Origin of the sequence: Bacteroides sp. (assembly GCF_030151085.1) — a bacterium.
In the GTDB taxonomy this organism is placed as follows: domain Bacteria; phylum Bacteroidota; class Bacteroidia; order Bacteroidales; family Bacteroidaceae; genus Bacteroides.
Genome location: NZ_JASLER010000044.1, coordinates 26,234 through 47,503 on the forward strand (window position 1 = coordinate 26,234; position 21,270 = coordinate 47,503).

Here is a 21,270-nt window from a genome sequence, read left to right on the forward strand (position 1 = left end):
TGATTCAATGTATCAATTTATTTTTCCATAACTACGACCATAGACTGAGGTCTGATTTCTACTTGTCCCTTGAATTTGGATGGCGCCTGTTTCTCGGGAGAAACAATAACCAGAGGAGCATTAGAATCGTCGATAGAAACAGTAGCCGTATGAGCTTTCTGTGTATCGACATTATATGCCACTACCGCTTTCTTACCCGTCTTTCCATTGCGGAATACAGTATATCGGATATTATCTCCGGTTACTTTAGCACCCAGTACATCGAGGAATTCTGCATTCCACAAGTAGTCGGCATAGCGTTTTCTCAGCTTATCCACTTGTTGACCATAAGCCATGACACGGGGGAATTCATTCAGGCTTCCCTTGAAATTGCGGACTTCATAGCTCATGGAGTATTTCAGTGCGGCACACATATTCACATGGTTCTTGTCGTTGTGGTCTATCACGGCACAAGCTACCGGAACTTCCGAGTCAATATAACGCAGTACAGGTTCATGATTGTAGTCGGCACGGGTATAAGTAGCATAATATTGTGCTTGCAAGTCATACGGGCCTTCGCCGGTCATCAGGAAGTCCGGATTAGACTTCTGGCACATCTCATAGAACTCGCGTCCCAGCAGATCGGCTCCCTGATAGTTGAAGCCCGGAACTTTGTGCCCGTGGTTCGGGTTGAAGCAAAGCATGGTTCCTGCATGGTGCTGGTTCTCGTCATAAACCATACCCGGAGCACCCAGGTCGAGGCATTTTTGAAATTCTCCGTGCAACTTCTCGCGAAGGCTCTTATCCATCATACAGAAGATACCGAAGCGACGGGTATTGACGCCTTCCAACTGTGTATAGGTGTTGTAATTATATCCCGGATGGATACAGGTATCTCCCTCTGCGTTCCAGGCAAGATTAGGCAAATACTGTTCGTGATAGTCCGTTGTAAGATCCGCCCACGTAAGTTTCGTGAAGAGCAAGATCTTCACACCTTTCTTATTGGCATCGGCAATTTGCTTCTTGAATTCTTCTACTGTACCCAGACGAGGGTCTAGGGAATGAGAAGGCAAGCCTCTGTCTTGTCCGCCTTTGGTCCATCCGGTCAATTGGATGGCATCTACACCCCACTTCTTACATTCATCAACATATTTGTTCAGATCTTTCACCTTGAAGTTAATGTTCGTCTCCGAGGAGTTGATTTGGAGTTGTTGCCAGGAGCTAACACGGTTCAGCCATTCCGCACGATGGGGCGAAACAAACCATGTTGCACGCCACTTCTTATAAATATCGACACCATTGTGCCAAGTACCCACGTATGGAGTCATGATAAACGGCACAAGCTCTTTATCCGAATGTGCTTGCAGATAAAGCATTCTAGCCGCTCTCAAGCGTGTTCTCATCAACCGGCGCTCTCCATTTCCTTTCTTTGAAGTGGCAGTACCGATAAATGCGGCATATGCAGGGGTAGGCACCGTCTCGTATTCGCAACGAACATACTCATCCAGTTTGTGGTCCATGCTGGAAAGATACAAACCTTGCTTGCCGTTATTAATCAGTGCGAACGAATGTTCCGGGAAATTACACCAGCCTTTGCCGGCTTCTCTGGGATAAAGTTCCTCGGTATTGAACTTGGTGTAGTTCATGTATTGCAAAAGCAATCTCTCCGTATCGGCAGGAATAGACACTTCACCCACGAAAGGCCATGCCAACTGTTCAATGATGACATCAGAGTTATTCACTACTTTTCCACCATAAACCAGTCCGTCCGGAGTCATGGTGATAGTCCCCGTAAAGGTGACATCCAGTTGCTGACCACCGACGTTCAAGCCCTTCCACACAAAGGTGAGCATATCTCCCTGTATGGTTACTTCCGGGCGCTTTTGTGAAGCGGCATTGATTACAAAGAAGTTGCCGTTGGCAAGCTTTACATTCGCTTCGAAAGAACAGGCAGCCTTTTCGTCATCCATCACATTCCAGCCGGTAGCCTTACTCTGTAGGCCCATCAAAGCTCCTTGAGCCAAGTCTACTTCGGCTTTCATCTTCTCATTTTCCAGCAAATACTTCTGCTGTGCTCCCAACCCCATAGTGAGTAGAAGCATGGATACTATTATTGATATTTTCTTCATATACATTGAGGGGTTATACTATTTTTCCATGATTATTACAGCAGAAAGAGGAGCTAGTTCCACGCTGCCGCCGAAAGCCATCTGTTCCGGTGATTCGGGAGTGGCATATACCAGGCTTGCGTTATTATTCAACGCAACGCTCGCTTTGGAAGCACGGTCGTTGCTCATATTGGCTACTACCACCGCACGCTTACCGTTCTTGGCTACGAATACGGAATAATCCAGGTTATCGCCATTGACAACCGCTCCATTGCGTCCGTCGAACTTAGCATTCCAAATAGCTTCCGCATAGAGGCTACGAAATGCCTTCACTAAAGTGCCATATTCGGTAATGTGAGGATAGTCTGCCAAGTTGTTACTAAAGAAGTTCAGGTCGTAAATAACATTCATCCGGTTAAGCAGCGCTTGGTTGATGCCACGACGCGCATTGCGTGTTTCTACGCGAACCAGCATTGGAGATGAGGAATTCATGTAGCGGTTCTTGGCGTAGAAGTTATCACCGACATTCACCATACATCCGTCATAGATGTCTTGCTGGTGTTCTATGAAGTCTTGTCCCAAAGCTACTTTATCAGCACCGGTGGCAAGTGCTTTCGCCATCTCGGTGTCTATCTTCATCATACCGTTGATGGTAGGCTCGCCAAAGCGGTGGTTATGGCTTTTGTCGAAGCACATGAAGGTTTTGTTGTTGTGGTTGTGATCGTTGTTCATGTATCCGTCGGCAACACGAAGGGCAGGCAGTTTCAGCCATTCCGACTTCACCCATTGCTGGATGGCGGGGGCATTAGGACACATATTGTTAAAGTTGTAAGGCATGTTGAAGGGGTCTACCATCACATACTTTCTGAAATTCTCACGGTAGCCCTGCGCATGACGGTCTACACTGGTCCAGTTGGTTTCAAGGACTATGCGCATGCCTTGTTCCTGACATTTGGCAATGGCTTCTTCCAAACCCGGCACTTCGGTAATATGACCGTTTTCGCCTCTGTACCAGCCACGTACTAAGAGTACATTTACACCACATTTGGCACTCTCTTGAGCATAGCGTAGCAAGTCGGCTCCATTACCGATACCTACCTTCTGCCAATTCAAGGGGCTTGCAAGCCATTGGGGAGTGGCTTTTTTCTGTACAGACGCCAGTTTCACGCGGTCGTTGCGATAGATGTCTACACCTGTCAACCAGTCGCCTTTATAGGTTACGAATTGCACGGGGTCGAGAGTGGCAGCCTTGCCCGGTTCGCAATAAACCACATGATTTGCCTTGAACTGGATGCGTACCATCTCGCCGTCTATCTCGTCTTCGTAAGGGTTCACGCCACGTATCTCGTAGCCGGGAATCAGTTCGAAGGAAGTAATGGTCATGTAGTTCGGCATTTCGCGGTTATAGACCATGAAGCCTCTTTCGCGGTCGTTCACTTGCAAGAAAGATTTCTCGGGCAGTACGTAGGTCGATGTGGGATAATCTACCCCCCAATAACCATGTTGATTGAAGAAATGTGGAAACAAATCCCGTTGATCGTTACGGGTACTATGATGAAGTGGTTGTGTTTTGTCGGGTACGGTCACTTCGCCTATGCAGGGCCAGGAGACGTACTCTATAGGATATATACTGTTATTGGTCACATTACCGGAAAATTCAAGACCTTTGTCCGTCAGGCTGACTACCCCTTTGAAGGTAATATCCACTTCCTGAGTCATGAACTCGGACTTCATGCCTTTCCAGGTAAAGGTGATTCGGTTGCCTGCCTTTTCAATCGCAGGATTAGCTTGCTTGATACCTTTCACCACGTTGAAGCGTCGGTCAGCATCGGTCATCTCAGTACCTTCCATTGGCAGGAGCAATTCAAAAGACTGACCCAAAACCTCTCGTTTCATAATTTCCCATCCGGAATGCTTGTCGGTCATCCGTAGCAACGCACCGCTTTCTGCGTCGAAAACCACCTCTACGTTTTTATTCTCCAACGTGAGGGTCTTCCCTGCCTCAGTGGCAAAGAGGGAAGTACAGAAAAGAAAGGCGCAAGCTAATAGAGCTTTTTTTCTCATAAAAGTAATTCTGTTTATTAGTTCTTGTATTAATGTAAGTTCGATATAAAGAAGGGGGATCCGCTATAAATGGGAGTTTGTTGCCTCGCACTAACAACGCAACAAACGTCGCCCTAATGACGTGATGAGCGTCGCCCTAATGACGCAATGGGTCTCACCCTAATGACGCACGCGGTCTCCCCCCCTATTCTGTTAGCCTGAATAGCCAACCTCTTATATACCCTAGATAGTAAGCTTCAACGAAGGAGCATAATTATATCGTGAGTTGGGCACATCTATAATGGCTCCTACACGGAAATAATATTCTTTTCCCTTCTTGAACTGATTGTCACTCATCTCAAGGGTAAACTCGCGGGCTACTCCCTTGAAAGCTTCATTCACCGATGCCGTAGCCCGGTCGTGGGCATACTGTGCACCTGCAATGAAATCTGTGTGACCGAACAGACCGACCTCACGGACATTGTTATCTACCGTAGGGGTAATCTTGAACTTAGCCACAATCTTGTCGCCCACCTTCTGAATCGTTACATCAGATACACGTATATAGGGCAGCACTTTAAAATCGAGTTTGTTAGCTCCCGACTTGATACGGTAGTCTGTAAGCTTCTCGGGTTTTACGAAGTTGCTTTCATTGAAATAAAAGTCATACACACCGGAGAACATCAAGTTGTTGGTATATTCGCCGTTTACCTTGAAAATCATTCTTTGCTCTTCGGGATTCTCAAAGCCATGCTCCATAAAGATGATGTTGCTGCCGTTGCTGATGTCCTGCTCAATCAAGTCTCCCGTCTCTATATCCCGGACCTCACCGCTGATGGAAGCATCCGGACCATCGTAATTATCCAGTTCACAAGACGTAAGTGCAAAAGCTGTCATTGCAGCCAGTGCCATAAAGCGAATAGTATTTATTGTTTTCATGATTACTCTGTATAAAGATTAATAGTTAGGATTCTGAATCAATGAGTTTCCTGCTATGCCCGGAATAAACCGGTAGTAAGCTTTCTCTTCAAAACGTCTCTGTATGTTTCCGGTTTCGATGGAAGCACGTACAAAGATGTACTTCTTGGAACCCGTAGTAAAGTCGAGCATCGGCACCAGTCCGCCACGATTGTGAGAGCCATCGAAGAACGTGTGCAGTTCGCGTCTGCGGTAGTAATCCCAAACAGAATTGTATTCAAGGGCAAACTCAGCCATGCGTTCGTAACGTACCAACTCAGGTGAGCAGTCCAGATCGTCCATGAAGCCGGCACGGTGGTGTACCTTGTTCAGGGCTTCTTTAGCGGTGATACAGTTTGGTGCATCGGGCAGACCGCTTTCGGCTACGGCTTCGGCATAGTTCAGCAGGACTTCGGCGTAGCGCAAATCAACGAAGGGAGTAGTCACCTGATCCCAGGTCTGGTCGCCTGTACCTTTCAGATATTTCTTCAACAAGAAGCCGGTACGTGTACCGTTGGCACGATTGTTTACCCAACCGGAGAATTGGCCTTCGCTGGCATTGCCTTTACCATAATATACCTGACCATTGAAGTCGTACGGATCGTTTGCCATCCACATGGCGCTACCGTCTTCACGTACCAATCCGCCTTGAATAAGGATGGTCTGACCACCCCACTGCGTACCGGGAAGGATAACCGACGCATAAAGACGAGGGTCACGGTTGGCGAATATCTCCGATAGATTGTCGTACTTCTTATAGTTACGTTTCTGATAAGGATTGTACGAAGCATAATCCTCGTCACCGTCGGTAGTTGTAACTAAAGGTTTGTTATAGGTAGCCGTCTTCGTCATCGGGTCCATATAGGCATATGCCTCTACGATGTCCAGAGTAGGATTACAGCGACCGCCGTACTCATTGGAGAGTTGGTTGGGTTCGTGCCACTTGCCCATATTGTGCGAGATACCCGGATAAACATAGTCTCTCAGGAAGATAACTTCGGATATACCTTTACCAGCTGTGAAGAGTTTGCCATAATTCTCTATGACGTTTTCCACACTGGCAGGATTCTCACCATAGAGGGCGAACTTACCGCTTTTAATTACTTCGGCCGAAGCATTGATACACTCCTGATAGAAGAAGTCAACGTCCGCTTGCGTAAATCCGCCTACCAACTTCTCATCTACAGCCACGCCGGTAAGTGCCGCTCCATCTCTGTTCCAGAACTTACCTACCGAAGCGGCAAAAAGAGCAATTCTTGACTTTAAAGCATAGGCAGTCCATTTATTGGCACGTTCCTGAGTAGTGGCATCGGGCAGGAATTTGGCAGCCTCATCGCACATGCGGAGGGCGAACTTCCAGGTTTCCACTTCGGTGCTTCTCGGTATTTTCACGGCTTCATAGTCGCCATTGAAATCTTGTGCATTCTCAATAATAGGTACACCGCCATAGCGTTTTGCCAACGCATAGTAAGCGTATGCCATCATAAAGTGATACTCACCGGTTATCTGATTGATAGTAGCCGGATTGCTGGGCTTCATCAACGGAATATTCGCTTTCAACTCGTTGAATCCACGGATATAGGTGTATATCTTATCCCAGTTCTGGTATCTGTTTGTCTCGCCGATGAAGTCGCCCCACTCTGAGTGCACAGCCTCGGGTCCGGACATCATGTTCGTCTTTCCACCGTCGCAACGACCGATATTGAAACCATCCGTATTATCTTTCGTAAAGTCGAAGCGGAAGTCTTCAATAGGAAGATTATAATAGTGAGTAGCCATATAGGAATTGATACCTCCATCGGTTGACAAAAGAGCGTCACCAGTAATACGGTCTTTCGGTTCTATCTCCAGAAAGTCGCTGCAAGAGCAGCACAGCATGGTTGCTGCTACCGCTAATATCGAATATTTATTTGTCTTCTTCATCTTCTTATTAGAAATTAATGTTTAAACCAAAGTTATACGATTTCTGCAAAGGATAAGCAAATCCGTTGCCAGCGGAGATTTCCGGGTCAAACTCCTTCAGATCCTTGTTGCAAAACACAAATGGATTCGTCATATTGACGTAAGCTCTGACCTTAGAAAGACCGAAACGCTTCAAGTACTGAGCAGGAATAGTATAACCTATTTCGACGTTCTTCAGACGCAAATAGGCAGCGTTGATTCTTTGTATCTCAGTTTCCAAACGGTTGGCACCATTATCCGAATCATCCTTACGAGTTGCCGGAAAACGTCCGGGAATCCACTTGCTGTCAGGATTATAAACATCCTCCAAATGCCATCTGTCATAGTACATGGCAGGTGAGTTTGAAGCATCGAGTGCAAGAACATTACCCAAGATTTCATTGTATTTGGCTGTATATTTGCAAGCACCTGCCCACAACATGTTTATATCGAAGCCTTTCCATTCAGCATCCATCGAGATACCAAAAGTCATCTTCGGGTCGTCTACCCAGAAGATAGGCATCATGTCATTGCCGCTGATAAGACCGTCACCGTTGACATCGAGATGCCTGTAGTCACCCGGCAGGGTTTTGGTGTTGCCATGTGCACCGGTTTCCATGAACGGATTGTTACGTATCTGCTCGTAGCTGGTATAGCGGCCGTCCAACTGATAACCCCATCCGATGCCGTGGTATCGGTCTACCGAACCATTCTTCCAACGATCCCAACTGCTGCGGAAAGGTGCACGTTCCTGGTAAGTAGTCATGGAACGGCTGAAGTTCATATTGGCAGAAACTCCGTAAGAAACCTCACCCACACGGTTGCGGTGTCCAATCGTCATTTCAAAGCCTTCCGTACGGTCACTGTTCAGGTTCTCTTCGGGTAGAGTAGCCCCGAAAGTATTCGGAAGTGCCTGCAAACGTCTTGCCAGCAATCCATCACGGTCTCTGCGATAGATGTCGGCAGAGAAATCCAACAAGCCGTTCCACAAAGAGACATCTATACCGATATCCGACATTTCGGTGGTTACCCATGTCAAATAGCTGTTCACCAAACCCGAACTTGCATAACCGTTCGTATAAGAACCGCTGCCAAGTACATAACCGTTGTAAGCTTTATAAGCAGGGATATACTGGAATGGAGCGCCTGCGTCCTCACCGGAACGTCCCCAAGATCCACGAATCTTTAAGTTGGTAATAAATGGAAGGTTTTCTGAGATAAATGATTCTTCAGACAATCTCCAACCTCCTGACACTACAGGAAAGAATCCCCAACGTTGATCGGGATGGTAACGGTATGAGCCGTCTTCTCTGAAAGCAAACTCTATCAAGTATTTGCTCTTATAATCATAGTTGAAACGCCCTACTACAGATACAAAGGAGGTTTCGCCGGTATTACCACGACCCACCATCTTGGCTTCGGGAGCACGGTCTATGTTATCGGTCGTAAAGAAATCTCCGTCATAATAACGCTTGGCTCCTAAATAACGGCTGTTGTCCTGGCGAGTTTCAAATACGGCAACCGCACTTACATTATGAGCATTTGCAAAAGTATTCTTATAGTTGATAGATCCTTGGAAGTTAAAACGCTGTGTCAGCCAGTTTTCTTCCTCGATACTTGGGTCATTGAACATAGTGAAAGGCTCATACTTGTCGTCAGACTCGGAATAAAGATAACCGGTAGCTTTCTTCTGTACCTTAGTTTTCACTGTAGTTTTAGAATCGAAAGAGGCTTGTGCCTTCAAAGAAAGTCCTTTCACTTGGGGTATATCGTATGTAACGGACAACATCCCCTGGAAGAACTGGTCTCTCCATTCGCTATAACCCACTTGTTCTCTCTGTGCAAACTGCACCGGATTATCATTCAAAGAACGCGGACGGTTAAAATAAAGCGGATTGTTATTGGCATACACCGTTTCCGAAGGAATAATGCCATGTGCAGCCTTGTTCAGATAGAAGAATGCATCGTCCCATGTACCCGGTTGTTTGCGCATGTCGGTATATCCGGATAAACTCAGATTAACTTTCAGGTTATTATTAATCTGGTATTGAGTTCCGTTGCGCAAAGAGTACTTATGATAACCGATATCACCACTACGAAGCAGACCGTTATCCGTCATATACCCGATATTGGTGTAAGAAGATATTTTCTCTCCACCACCCTCGATACCTACATTATAAGATTGCTGGAAAGCGGACGGTTTGAAAACTTCGTCATACCAGTTTACATTAGGAAGTGCTTGTGCCTTCAGCAGTTCTTCTCTGGAAGAGAAATAAGGCGAGCGGCCTGAGTTTACTTCATTCTCATTTCTGATTTCCCAATATTGGGCAGAGTTCAACATATCCGTATGTGTAGTCGGTTTGGAGAAGCCCCAGTTGGTATTCAGGAAGAACTTCATAGGTCCTTTTTTACCTGTCTTCGTAGTTACAATGATGGCACCGTTACTTGAATTGATACCATATATTGCAGCAGAAGCATCTTTCAGTACAGTGATACTCTCGATATCTTCCGGGTTCAGTTTCTGGAACTCGGTAGTCTCGTTACGCACCACACCGTCGATAACAATCATCGGAGTACCCATACCACGGATATCAATCTTTGTGTCGAAACCACCAGGCATACCGTTGTTCTGGCGGATTCTCAAACCCGGCACTTTACCGGTCAATGCCACAGCTAGTGACGGGGTTTTGGTCGTCAGAATCTCTTCATTATTAATACTGGAGATAGCACCTGTCAAGCTAGCCTTCTTCTGTGTGGCATAACCTACCACTACAACGTCGTCGAGAAGAACGTTATCGTCTTTCATCACAACCTTCATGTCTGGTCTTGCAGGGAGTTCCTGTGTTTTCAGTCCCACCATAGAGAATACCAGTACAGCAGATTTAGGAGCATTCACGGAGAATTGACCGTCAACATTAGTGATGGCACCTTCGGCAGCTCCCTTAATTTTAACCAAGCAACCAATAATTGGTTCGCCCGACTCATCAGTTACAACGCCCGAGGCTTTGACCTGAGCATAAAGTCCGCTCTGCCCGAAAGCAGGAGCCATAAATAAAAGCATAACCAGCAAAATCAGACTCATGGTCTTCTTTTGACTAAACGATGCTACAAAGTTTTCTTTTCCCATATTACAGATGGTTAAAAAGGTTAACAACTAAAATTATTATTATTCATAAATAAAGAATCTATTGAGGTAGAGAGAAGACATTCTTTACGAAAGCGTCTCTTTAATACTAAATTCACCAAAGCATTTACATTATTATATATATATTGCCCTCCTTTCTTTTTTTCGAGATTCACAATATTCCGGGTGTCTTTCAGAGAGAAAGGAATCAGCACTTCTGAAAAAGCCAGTATATCATAGTATATCCGATATTTTGTTTCATGTTTGTTCTTCAAATTGACTATTGCAAATATAGCGTGGGCGTCTTTCTTAGGTGCTGCCTCAATTAATGAGTTTTGGTATTATTTTAACCACTATATACCCGTTTCAAATTACTTTTCGACTAAAAAACCGTGAATTAACCAATGTTGGTACTATTTTAACCATAAGCATTTTTTTAGTGGTTATTATGGTAGCAAGCTTCACTTTTTAGTTACTTTTGCGGACAACGATCTAAAATTCAAACCATAAAAACATCCAAAACAATGAAAAAGAAATGGCTTCACTTCTTTACGCTTTCTCTAAGTATTCTCTTGGGGACGTCCTGTACCCAAGTCACCCATCCTGATTTGATAAATTCAGTTGACCCCTATATAGGTTCCGGCGGACACGGACATGTCTTCGTTGGAGCCAACGTGCCCTTCGGAGCTATCCAAGCCGGTCCACAGAACATACACAAAGGTTGGGACTGGTGCTCGGGCTATCATTATTCGGACAGCATCATCATCGGCTTTGCCCATACGCACCTCAGCGGAACGGGATGTACCGACTTAGGCGACGTGCTTATCATGCCTTTCACCGGAGAGGTGCGCACCCGCCGGGGCGAGCAGGACAATATCGATAACTCCTGCTCTTCTTATTATAGCCACAAGAACGAAACCGTCACTCCCGGCTACTACTCACTACTGATGGACAATGGTATCAAAGAGGAAATGACCACCACGACCCGCACAGCCATCCATCGCATTACTTATCCTCAAGGTAATGAGCACCGATTACTCATCAACCTTCAGGAAGGTAACGGGGATAGAGCCGTAGATACTTACTTGAAGCAAATAGATGAATATACCGTGGAAGGTCACCGCATCTCGGAAGGATGGACCCGGCATCATGTCTATTTCACCCTGAAATCGGATCAGCCCATGCTATCCGTAGCACTTTTCGACGGGGATAATGCCAGAGAAGAAAAGGCTATCCAGTGTGCAGGCTCAAAAGGCGTCATTACATTCGGAGAGGCAGAGCAAGTAATGCTCAAAGTAGCTATCTCCTCCGTGAGTTGCGCCAATGCGGCAGCCAATATGACTGCCGAACTCCCCGAATGGGATTTTGAAAAGACACACCAGAACGCATTAGCCCAGTGGAACGATCAGTTGAAAGTAATCGACATTGAAAGTTCCGATCCAGTGATAAAGAAGATATTCTATACCGCCATGTACCACACGATCATCGCTCCCGTAACCTATTGTGACGTCAATGGAGAATTCAGAGGACACAACGACTCCATCATCAAGGGCGACTGGAAGAATTATTCTACCTTCTCACTTTGGGACACTTACAGGGCACTGCACCCGCTTTTCACACTTACCCGCCAGGATGTGCTACCGGACATGATAAACTCTATGCTCTCTATTCACGAGCAACAGTCCAAACTCCCTATTTGGCCTTTGGTAGGAGGCGAAACCAATCAGATGCCCGGATATAGTGCCGTTCCGGTTATTTCAGACGCCATCGTCAAGGGCATACCCGGATTCGATGTGGAGAGAGCCTATAATTATATGAAGGCATCTACCGTCTACCCGTTACAAAATGGCGTACCATATGTTCTGGAGAAAGGATATATCCCCGATGACAAAGTAGCCGAAGCTACTTCCATCGCTATGGAATATGCCGTAGGAGACTGGGGTGTAGCCCAAGTTGCCAAGAAACTGGGTAATCAGGAGGATTACAATGAATACCTCAAAAGAGGGAAATATTACGAGCAATATTTTGATAAAGATCTCCGCCTTATTCGCCCGAAGTTGGATAATGGCGAGTGGCTTACCCCTTACGACCCTATCGAGTCCATACACGGCGTAGGACACTTTTGCGAAGGAAACGGTTGGCAATATTCATTCTTCGTGCCGCAGCATCCGGAAGGTTTGATAGAACTGATGGGCGATGACCAAGCTTTTATCGCCCGCTTGGACGAGTTCTTCAAGCTGGAAGGCGATATGGGTGAAAAGGCTTCTATGGATATCTCCGGATTGATCGGAATGTATGCTCATGGCAACGAGCCAAGTCATCATGTGGCCTATCTATACGCCTATGCAGGCCAGCAGTGGAAGACCGCAGAAATTGTCCGCTATATTCAGAAGAATTTCTATACAGACGGGATAGACGGCATCATCGGTAATGAAGATTGCGGGCAAATGTCTGCCTGGTACATCCTCTCTGCTATGGGATTCTATCAAGTCAATCCGTCCAATGGTGTATTCGTATTCGGAAGTCCGTTATTAGACAAAGTCACAATCAATCTACCCAACGGAAAGACATTCACAATTACTGCGACCAACGATCCTGCCAATAATCCATATATCCAGTCCGTACAACTCAATGGTAAGGAATATACGAAGGCATATATCACGTACGAAGATATCATGAACGGTGGTGAATTACAATTTGAAATGAGCGGAACCCCCAACAAAGAATTTGGGGCGGCAGTAGAAAGTAGGCCGGTTTCAACAATATAATCACTTCCATTTATGAACTTCCAAAAACAAAAGAAGCAAATGAAATACCTCAAACAACTTGCTGCATTTTTAGTAGCTATTCCCGTCTGTTCCTGCCTTCACGCGCAGGAGCAGACAATCCCACGGATCAAATTCTCCGGAGATGAATTCGCAGACAAAGCAAGCGCTATCTTTGCAGAAACCCTGCAAGACATGAGAAATAAGATAGAGGACGGCAGCAATCCTAAATACCCATTGGGGTTCTTCCATACCTCTACCGAAGAGGCTGGTGTTCCGCAATATTACAAAGACATGTGGGGACGTGACTGCGGCAGAGGCGTTATTGAACTGTCAAGATTAGGATTTGCGGAAGATGCCCTGAACATCTCCCGTTACTTCCTGTCTCACATCACCAAAGGCAATCAGTGGGGCAGGGAGCTACATCAGCAACACGCCTCCGGCACCTGTGAGCTAGATGCTAACGCACTGATTCTCTCCGCTATATGCGCCACTTGGAAAGCCAATGGGATGAGTTCAAACATCGGAAAGGAATTCTGTAACGGCATCAAACCCGTAGTTCAGTGGGTGGACTCATTAGTAAAAGCTTCTCCATACGGCGGGCTCCTACCCTCATCTTCCGAATTATCCGGTAATCCGAGTACGGATTATCCGGTGTATAGTGTTTTTGGCAATTACGGCATGTATGCTACTATGGCTCAGATAGCCGATATGGCTGAAAAAGCAGGTGATAGCGAATTGCAAGATTTAGCCGCCCGCACACACTCCGCTTTGGAAACGGCACTGAAAAGACTTATCTCTGACGGGAGTTTCAGCTATGCTCCACAGGGATGCTGGTTCAACGGCATAGATAGCCGGAACGGCAGAGCCTACGACATCTCCGAATGGGATGGCACTGCATGGCCCATCTGGCACTGGACCCGGCAAGTGCCTTATATTCTGAACTACGATTACGCATCGCCTCGTCCGGACGGCACATTCAGCGAAACACACCGGAAAAGTTACGAACTATTGCGCACCTGGATGGCAAAAGGGGAATATTTCTGCAAATACGGCTTTGTAAGTAATAGCGGCTGGACCGGCATGGGTGGTCGCCACGACGAAACCATGTGCGGATACGGGCAAGGTTTCTTCTCCCAAGCAGCCTTAATGGCCGACGATGTGAACGTTTATACCAAATGTCTGGAAGGCATAGCCCGGTTAGGGTATGACGGCGGAGTGATAGAGCAGTTATCCTACGAAAAGAACCCGTTCGTGATGCACGAATGTTTCAACTACGACAATTACGAGCATGGTCTCGACCATACTTTCGGTGTACACTCCGAAGGGAGAAGGGAGATTATGGAAAATCCCGGTGATGAGGGCAACCTGGTGCAAGAGGCCGAGATTATCAAAGCATTGACTATGGTTGCAGGCATACGCTGTGAGGGCAACCGTCTCATCGCAATGCCACGTCTGCCTTGGATGTGGAATGAGATGGAGTGCCGGGACTGGCCTGTAGTAGATGAAAACGGTAATACTCACCGCATTCACTTAAAAATATGCCACCAAAGATGGTTGAGAAGTTGCACAGTAGAAATAGAGGGAGCCGAAGGATTAGCAGGTATAGACCTACGTGTCGGCCCGTTCCCCCGTCAACTAAAGAATCCGAAGAACTACGAAATAGAACAAACCGGAGATGTCTCCTGGATATGGGTCAAGAACATAAAGGGAAATAAGAAAAAGGTAAGTATAAAAGTGGATTTGTAAGACAACAGGATACAGTGTGAATACATTACATTCTAAATAGCCATACTCATCCTTGTTTTTTCCGGCACCGAGGAAGGTCTTGTTCCTCGGTGTCGAGCAAGGGGTTCCTCGGTGCCGAACCCCTCCTTCATCGGCGTCGGAGAAACACCCTAGTCAGAAGGTGTACTGACTAGGGATGGCTCATAAGAAAGAAAACTTGATTATATTTAAACATTATCACATTCTTTTCTCAGATATGCTTTCAATTCATTATATTCGTGCCATACACGTTGATTCAAAGAACTCAATACGCCAAGCTCTCCACGGGAATGAACTCTTTTTACATAAGTATCGAACATCTCCTTAATCGGAGCGGTCATCAGACTTTGATAGGCTGCCTCGTACGCTTGACGAGAACTCCGCTTACCACTTTTACTGTCATTCTTCTTCAACTGATAGGCAGGCAACATCGCTCTATCCACTTCGTTCAGCAGAAGTTCAAAACGAAACATAGCTATGAACCTTTCCAAATTCTCACGTTGAATGCCTTCCACCTTTTTCAACGCTTGACCGGCTGTAAGAATCAGATGTTCCCGAAGTTTGATGCTTTCCTCGTTCAGTAATCCCCACTCAGGAGAATAGGCGAAATATTCAGGGGAAGCAATATATCTGTGCTTCTGGTTGATATCCATCTGCGCTAGCAGGGGAGCTAATGCTTTAGCTGCTTTTTTGCCAAACTCTTCCGTGAGGTACTCCTCGTAGAGTTGCTCTACTGTCTTGTCATCTTCATTAGCGGAAGCAAAGTGAGCAAAGGTCTTGAAGTTGAAACGAGGCTCTTCCGTACGCCAATGGATGGCAACCACACCATTCAGATTTTGCCGGGCAGCCAGCTTCACGTGGTCACGCATCATCTCTACACGAGGTTGAAAATGCCAGAGTTGGTCGTCGCCTTCCAGCCAGGGCACTGCCCATACATTTCTGTTCCGGGCAATATCCGTCAGAAAATCCGGTTGGGGAGCTTTGCCTAAATCGGGGTTGAGGCAACTGAAAATAACGTGCCGTGGCAGGGCTTTATCCAGGCCCTTCAAGATGGATGGCAGTTGGTTTCCACCTCCCCATCCGCCCAAGATAACCTGCACTTTAGCGCCTTTGGATTTCAAGTATTAGGTGGTCAGTTTCATATATTCCAACGCCCAAACACCTACGAAACGGGCAGACTCATCAGTTACTTCTTCAAAATAGCTCACTCCGGTCTTGTAGGCCTCGGCAAAAGAGGAATTTTGCAAAGCTTTCTGTACGTTGACGCCCATAAAGGAGTGTTCGTTCAACCACATCCATATATAATCTATATCGGGATAGGTTTCCAAAATATTGTCGAGGGCTGCATAATGCAGTTCTATCGCCAACTGGTTTCTCGGATTGGGAACCATATTGGCTTCGCCCGGCCAGTAGAAACAGTCGCCCATGATATTCAAGGAGAAGTATTCCGGGGGGAGCACACCGAACTCAAAACCCATCGCCATACGTATGCCGCGTTCATGTGCCATAGCCAATACATTGCGCATCAATGACTGGGCCTTGTCATAGTGTTCACGGGGAGTGGATGATGTTATAGAGGCATCACTTCCGAAAGCTTCAGCGCCCGTAGGCAAAGGGAAAATACGGCCGGTATCGAAGGCATAGTCTTTCACTTTCATCGGCAGATAGCCCCAACGGGCGGTCAGAGAGTTGTCGAAACATGCCTGGGGAAGAATATTCTTGTATTCTATCTTAATCATAGGTTCCACGTAGGTGGCATAGCGTTCGCCACCTCCCGTATAGTTATGGAATCCAATGAAATTAATGCCATGCTTCTGGCATTCGTCCAGATAATTCCGGTAATCTTCCAAACTCCATGCGGTAGGACCGGAAAGGAAGTTATGCCAGGGGAGTACACCACGAATGTTGAACTTGTCTTGTGCTCGCAAGCCGGCACAAGTCAGGAATAACAAAAGAATAAGAAGTTTAGGAGTATGTATTGGGGATCTCATAATTTTAAAAGGATTTAGGAAGGGGCCCTTAATTCAGCACAAATCTGACACGGACACCTTCGGGTGAGTTCTCGAACTTGAGGAAACAGGTTTTTGAAACTTCGTCCCATGTAAACTCCATTTCTCGCATACTATTACCATCAGTATCTAAAATTTGTACCACAGAAGGTTGGGCAGGGAGTAATACACGCATCACATTCGTCGTCTCTTTCGGGGACTTCATGACTACCGTATAAGTGTTATTGTCAATTGTCTCTTCCTCTACCCTAGCGGCAGCAGCAAGAACCTGGGGCACTTCGGGATTCTCCACTTTATCGATATTATATAGTAATGCCTGCTTGCCCGGCTCTACTACAAACTTTGAAACTACCGGCAATGAAGTATCGAAAAGATTGATAAACCGGCCCTCCAATACAAGCGGAGTATTATCAATTCCATCATCTATCACCGCCGCAATCTCGTACGGACCACGTTCCAGATAGAAGGAGTTCTTGAACAAGAGTTTCCCGGCATCGCCTCCACGTTCATACATTTCCCTTACAGCTTGTATATACTCTTTGTCAGCATCAGCCTGTAGCACAAATCCCTTGGGGTCTTCACGGATAATTCTAACAGCCCCCTTGCCATAACGGTATTCACCGGCAGCGGCATCCGGCTTCATGCCCATCTGCTCAAACAAATGACCAGACGGAGAAAGATAATTATTGCCCTTCTGGTTCCACCATTCCAATACCTGCTGGTAAGGATCTTTGTCTTGGGCACAATACACAAGGTTTCCACCCTGCTTTACCCATTCGGCAATATGTTTATGTGCTTCGGGGTCCATAGGCTTCATATTGGCGTATGACAATACCACAACTTTGGCATCTTTCCAAGTCTCCGGATAGGAAACGTTTTCAAGATGCATAATCCGTACTGGCACTCCTCTCTTTACTAGCGGCATGGTCTGCCCGTAGAAATTAGAGAAATCCGAGTCGTCATATCCTTTGTGCACTGCTCCACGCTGGAACATCAATGAATTACTCATCATCACAAAAACACCATCGGAACCGGACACCTTATTATCAGAAACAGGCATCATGCCCAATGCGTTAATCATTACCTGCATCTGCGTGGAGTAATCCCGTGAGATACGCTCTCGGTTTCCGGTCTTCGGATTCAAGAAAAGCCCTTCGTAAATTCTATCGGGCCAAGGCATCACTTCATAATTAGCAATCTTGGGATAAAGCAGTTGTGCAGTGAAAGTGGCTTGATAGTTGACTTTATAATCATTCCAGTCACGCGGCCAATCTTCAATCGGATCAGTAAGGAAGTAGAGTTTACGATGCGTAGGCTCCGTCATAGACTCCATAGAGCCGTATTCCAGAAAAGCATTCTCGAAGACTCTCTCTGCCTTCACACCGTTATAATAATTGGGAGTTCGCGAAGTGCCCGTCCACACCTGTGCAATATATCCATCGACACACGACAGGGATGCCAAGCTAGCTTCCGGACTCACGATGGACCAGGCAGAGTAGTTGACGAGCGAATGCGTGGGAACATAGCAACGTATGTCCATGCCTTTCGTCTTCCCATACGCTTTGGCATAGCTAAAAACTTCGTCCAATGCCCTGTAATACAAGTGGTATTTGAGTTTATTGGAAAGATAGGTATTCTCGGCCGATTCGTGCTGAGGCTTCCAATCGAAGCCATAAAAGTCTTTCCATTCTCTCTTGAACGCATCGCTATAGCCAGCATGTGCCCAGTACTCCGGCTCTTCCAGATAAATAGCATCTATACCGGCATCAATCACCCGTTTCACCACTTTCTCCTGCATATATCGAATGAATTTCTTTGTCGGAACCAGATATGGCACCGGACGGCCATGCCACAAAGTGTCTCCGGATTGCGTCACTTGTGCTTCATCGAAATGACTGACACCGTCCCATTTGCCCATGAAATAATCATGATAACCGCCCCAGGCGATACCACTCATGTAGTGAATGCGGTAGCCCCGATCTTTCCACGACTGCATACGTTGCTCAAACGACATCTCCGGAGTTTCGTCCATGCCGTAGACAATGGCGATGTCCGCTCTGTTATCTAACGTTTCTTTCCAAGGCGTATTAGTTTGAAAAGCTGTTTTTTCTCTCTCTGCATCCCTCTTCACCATTACCGGAGAGGTGCAACTGCTCAGCATAAATGCTAACACAGTACAAAAGGCTAATCTTGAATGAATGTTTTTCATATCCCTTACACATTAATTATATATATACTATTTCTTATGAACGATGTCGATATCCAAGCTATAGGAACGTTCTTCCATCGAATCGAGAAAAAACAATTCTGGGTTACTATCAAGTTCACTCTTCCTATCGGCACATGGATTTAGCCCGATCATATAGCCGCCTTTCTTGAATGATTGCCAGGTTTTCAATATGGGAAACTGGTTCTTCTTGTATTTCAAGCTCACCTCAAAGCCCAATTTATCATTACAAAGCCCGCATTCGCTGAAACCCCGTCTATCAACATCCAAGTCGATAAGATTCAACTGATGATCTTGTTCTTGCCCAGCCTCAGCATTTACATCCCATGCAATAGGTGCTCCCTGAAAAACCAAATGTGTATCGTCATCTACCAAAGGATAGCCGAAGTTACATTGATAAGAGAAGAGATATGGAATCCGGGAAGCTCCCAAATTGATGATCGTATCTTTAATCGTAATCTTAGACTTGCCCAAAGTGGCAGAAATCGTTCTCCTCAACTCTATATAATCGCCCGAAGGAGTAGTCTGGAGTATCTTACCACAAATACTCATAGCATACTCACCCCGTAACGGATTGGGTTGCAACACCGATTCAATGGTTGCCGGATAACGGCTGATCTGCGCATCCCAAGCTCCTACATCTTCCCCCTTGTTGCCGTAAGTAGTCAGCAAGCCTCCCACATTATAGTATTGCTTCTCCAATACACTATGTATATACATCCCCGACACAACAGGTCCGAAAGGACTAATCCATGCCAAGCCATATTGGTTGATAAACGCATCCGCAATATCCAACCCATAATCTATCACTACCTTGAAACGGAGTCCACTACCCGTATTGAACCATGCTATCTGAGTTCCGTCTCCGGTTCCTCCTCGAATGGTTGCTAATTCAATGCCCCCAATCTGACTATAATTAGAAATCTTATCTTCATAAGACTCTAAAAGAAAGTTATTATTCACCATATTGCTCTATTAATCTACTATAAAATAACCTATTTTTCTTCTAACTACATTAATTGATGCACAATGCCTCTTTTTCTGCATCTTGCACTGTAAATCAATACGTTCCCGCAAAAGTAGGAAATTAATGCAGAGAGCTCTTTCACCTTTTTAATGAATAATGGTATTATTTTATCTTAATTCATTATATTTGGCGCATAATAATTAATATTATCTATACTATGAATATTAAGTATGAAGCGATACCCAAGAAGGACAATCGCTACAACCTGAAAAAGGAGTTCTTCCACAGCGTACAAGTTCCATGGCATGTACATCTGGAATATGAATTGGCTTATATCCATGTGACTAACGGAACCAAGCACGTAGGCAGCCACTTTGACCTACTTCAGAAGGATGAAGTGCTTTTATTAGGGCCTTATTTGCCACACAATTGGCAGGTTAACAAGAAAGAGATCGGTTCTACGGACTATCAAATTATCATCCACTTCTCCGACAGCATCTTCGGGCAAGATTTCTTCGATCTATATCCTTTCACCGGCATCAACGAATTGTTGAAGAAGTCGGAACTAGGAGTCTGTTTCAAGGATGAAGTCGCTCTTATTGTCAAAGAACAGATGGAACAGATGCTTCAGATGGATGAGTTCGACAGGGACATCGAGTTATTGAAGCTGTTGAACTACCTCGCCAGTTCCCCCAACAAGACACAATTATCTTACTATGGTTTCCGGAATACCCACAATGAAGAGAGAGTACAGCGTATGAACAAGGTCTTCAAGTATATCACCATTAATTATAAAGAAAATATATCATTGCAAGAGATAGCTGATATTGCCAACATGACCCCACAAGCATTCTGTAAATACTTCAGGGAACGGACACAAAAGACGCTAACCGAATTCATCAATGAGGTAAGAATCAGTCATGCATGCAAAATGCTCTATTCCGAAGAATATAGCATAGAACAAGTATGCTATGATTCTGGCTTCAACAGCCCTTCAAACTTCAACAGACAGTTTAAAAAGACCGTACAAATGACTCCATTGGAATTTAGGAAGAAGATACAGGAAAACGAATTCCCAAAAGAAGAATAGAAGACCGACATTAGAAGAAAAGTCTTTTTTCTTATACTCACCTGCAAATAGAAAAATAAGTTATATCTTTTCCTTTGATAATAAAAGAATTAGTGTATATTTGCATACGTTGTTATATACCTCTAAATCTTACTTTTTATGGACCGAGAACTTCTCTTTGACCGGTTTTCACAGCAAGCCCTCCAAACCTTGCATCGATACCGTGCAGTCATGTTCAGTCCTCCCCTTCCTTCCATGTTTCAATAAACCGAGATACTTTTCTTTTAGAAAAAGAGAGGTACAAACCTGTGTAT

10 protein-coding genes and 1 pseudogene are annotated in these 21,270 nt (G+C 45.5%); 3 read left to right on the forward strand and 8 right to left on the reverse strand.

Features of this window, described 5'->3' with window-relative positions; genetic code table 11:
- Window positions 1-17: 17 nt before the first annotated feature.
- The 5 genes from Q1W14_RS08140 to Q1W14_RS08160 form a co-directional block, all read right to left on the reverse strand.
- Window positions 18-2,108: a DUF6259 domain-containing protein gene (locus Q1W14_RS08140; protein WP_300700535.1), complete on the reverse strand. Its 2,091-nt coding sequence runs from the start codon at window positions 2,106-2,108 to the stop codon at window positions 18-20.
- 18 nt (window positions 2,109-2,126) lie between these two features.
- Complete coding sequence (locus tag Q1W14_RS08145; protein WP_300700537.1) at window positions 2,127-4,151, reverse strand: hypothetical protein; 2,025 nt, start codon at window positions 4,149-4,151, stop codon at window positions 2,127-2,129.
- Window positions 4,152-4,373: 222 nt separating this feature from the next.
- The gene (locus tag Q1W14_RS08150; protein WP_300700538.1) at window positions 4,374-5,069 is read right to left on the reverse strand and encodes a DUF3823 domain-containing protein; all 696 of its coding nucleotides are present in this window, start codon (window positions 5,067-5,069) and stop codon (window positions 4,374-4,376) included.
- A gap of 18 nt (window positions 5,070-5,087) precedes the next feature.
- Window positions 5,088-7,010, reverse strand: coding sequence for a RagB/SusD family nutrient uptake outer membrane protein (locus Q1W14_RS08155; protein WP_300700540.1), 1,923 nt, complete (start codon window positions 7,008-7,010; stop codon window positions 5,088-5,090).
- 7 nt (window positions 7,011-7,017) lie between these two features.
- Window positions 7,018-10,155 carry a TonB-dependent receptor gene (locus Q1W14_RS08160; RefSeq protein WP_300700543.1) on the reverse strand — a complete coding sequence of 1,046 codons (3,138 nt, stop codon included), beginning with the start codon at window positions 10,153-10,155 and terminating at the stop codon, window positions 7,018-7,020.
- A gap of 521 nt (window positions 10,156-10,676) precedes the next feature.
- On the opposite strand from Q1W14_RS08160, the gene Q1W14_RS08165 reads away from it, so the two are divergent.
- Both Q1W14_RS08165 and Q1W14_RS08170 read left to right on the forward strand, forming a co-directional pair.
- Window positions 10,677-12,920, forward strand: a complete 2,244-nt coding sequence (locus Q1W14_RS08165; RefSeq protein WP_300700545.1) for a GH92 family glycosyl hydrolase — start codon at window positions 10,677-10,679, stop codon at window positions 12,918-12,920.
- A gap of 39 nt (window positions 12,921-12,959) precedes the next feature.
- Window positions 12,960-14,666 (forward strand): hypothetical protein, encoded by a 1,707-nt coding sequence (locus tag Q1W14_RS08170; protein WP_300700571.1) that lies wholly within the window; start codon window positions 12,960-12,962, stop codon window positions 14,664-14,666.
- A gap of 206 nt (window positions 14,667-14,872) precedes the next feature.
- Here Q1W14_RS08170 and Q1W14_RS08175 read toward each other — a convergent pair.
- From Q1W14_RS08175 to Q1W14_RS08185, 3 genes and pseudogenes are all read right to left on the reverse strand, one after another.
- Window positions 14,873-16,675: pseudogene (locus Q1W14_RS08175) on the reverse strand (hypothetical protein).
- A gap of 28 nt (window positions 16,676-16,703) precedes the next feature.
- Window positions 16,704-18,902, reverse strand: a complete 2,199-nt coding sequence (locus tag Q1W14_RS08180; protein WP_300700573.1) for a hypothetical protein — start codon at window positions 18,900-18,902, stop codon at window positions 16,704-16,706.
- A gap of 27 nt (window positions 18,903-18,929) precedes the next feature.
- The gene (locus Q1W14_RS08185) at window positions 18,930-19,886 is read right to left on the reverse strand and encodes a DUF4432 family protein (RefSeq protein ID WP_300700575.1); all 957 of its coding nucleotides are present in this window, start codon (window positions 19,884-19,886) and stop codon (window positions 18,930-18,932) included.
- 218 nt (window positions 19,887-20,104) lie between these two features.
- Between Q1W14_RS08185 and Q1W14_RS08190 the strand changes: the two genes are divergently transcribed.
- Entirely contained in the window at window positions 20,105-20,977 is an 873-nt protein-coding gene (locus Q1W14_RS08190) for an AraC family transcriptional regulator (RefSeq protein WP_300700577.1), read from the forward strand.
- Window positions 20,978-21,270: the final 293 nt, after the last annotated feature.

Coding starts and splice junctions, on each gene's coding strand:
- Q1W14_RS08160 (WP_300700543.1), bottom strand. CDS start 10,155: ATGGGAAAAGAAAACTTTGTAGCATCGTTTAGTCAAAAGAAGACCATG.
- Q1W14_RS08185 (WP_300700575.1), bottom strand. CDS start 19,886: ATGGTGAATAATAACTTTCTTTTAGAGTCTTATGAAGATAAGATTTCT.
- Q1W14_RS08140 (WP_300700535.1), bottom strand. CDS start 2,108: ATGAAGAAAATATCAATAATAGTATCCATGCTTCTACTCACTATGGGG.
- Q1W14_RS08155 (WP_300700540.1), bottom strand. CDS start 7,010: ATGAAGAAGACAAATAAATATTCGATATTAGCGGTAGCAGCAACCATG.
- Q1W14_RS08180 (WP_300700573.1), bottom strand. CDS start 18,902: ATGAAAAACATTCATTCAAGATTAGCCTTTTGTACTGTGTTAGCATTT.
- Q1W14_RS08165 (WP_300700545.1), top strand. CDS start 10,677: ATGAAAAAGAAATGGCTTCACTTCTTTACGCTTTCTCTAAGTATTCTC.
- Q1W14_RS08190 (WP_300700577.1), top strand. CDS start 20,105: ATGAATATTAAGTATGAAGCGATACCCAAGAAGGACAATCGCTACAAC.
- Q1W14_RS08150 (WP_300700538.1), bottom strand. CDS start 5,069: ATGAAAACAATAAATACTATTCGCTTTATGGCACTGGCTGCAATGACA.
- Q1W14_RS08145 (WP_300700537.1), bottom strand. CDS start 4,151: ATGAGAAAAAAAGCTCTATTAGCTTGCGCCTTTCTTTTCTGTACTTCC.
- Q1W14_RS08170 (WP_300700571.1), top strand. CDS start 12,960: ATGAAATACCTCAAACAACTTGCTGCATTTTTAGTAGCTATTCCCGTC.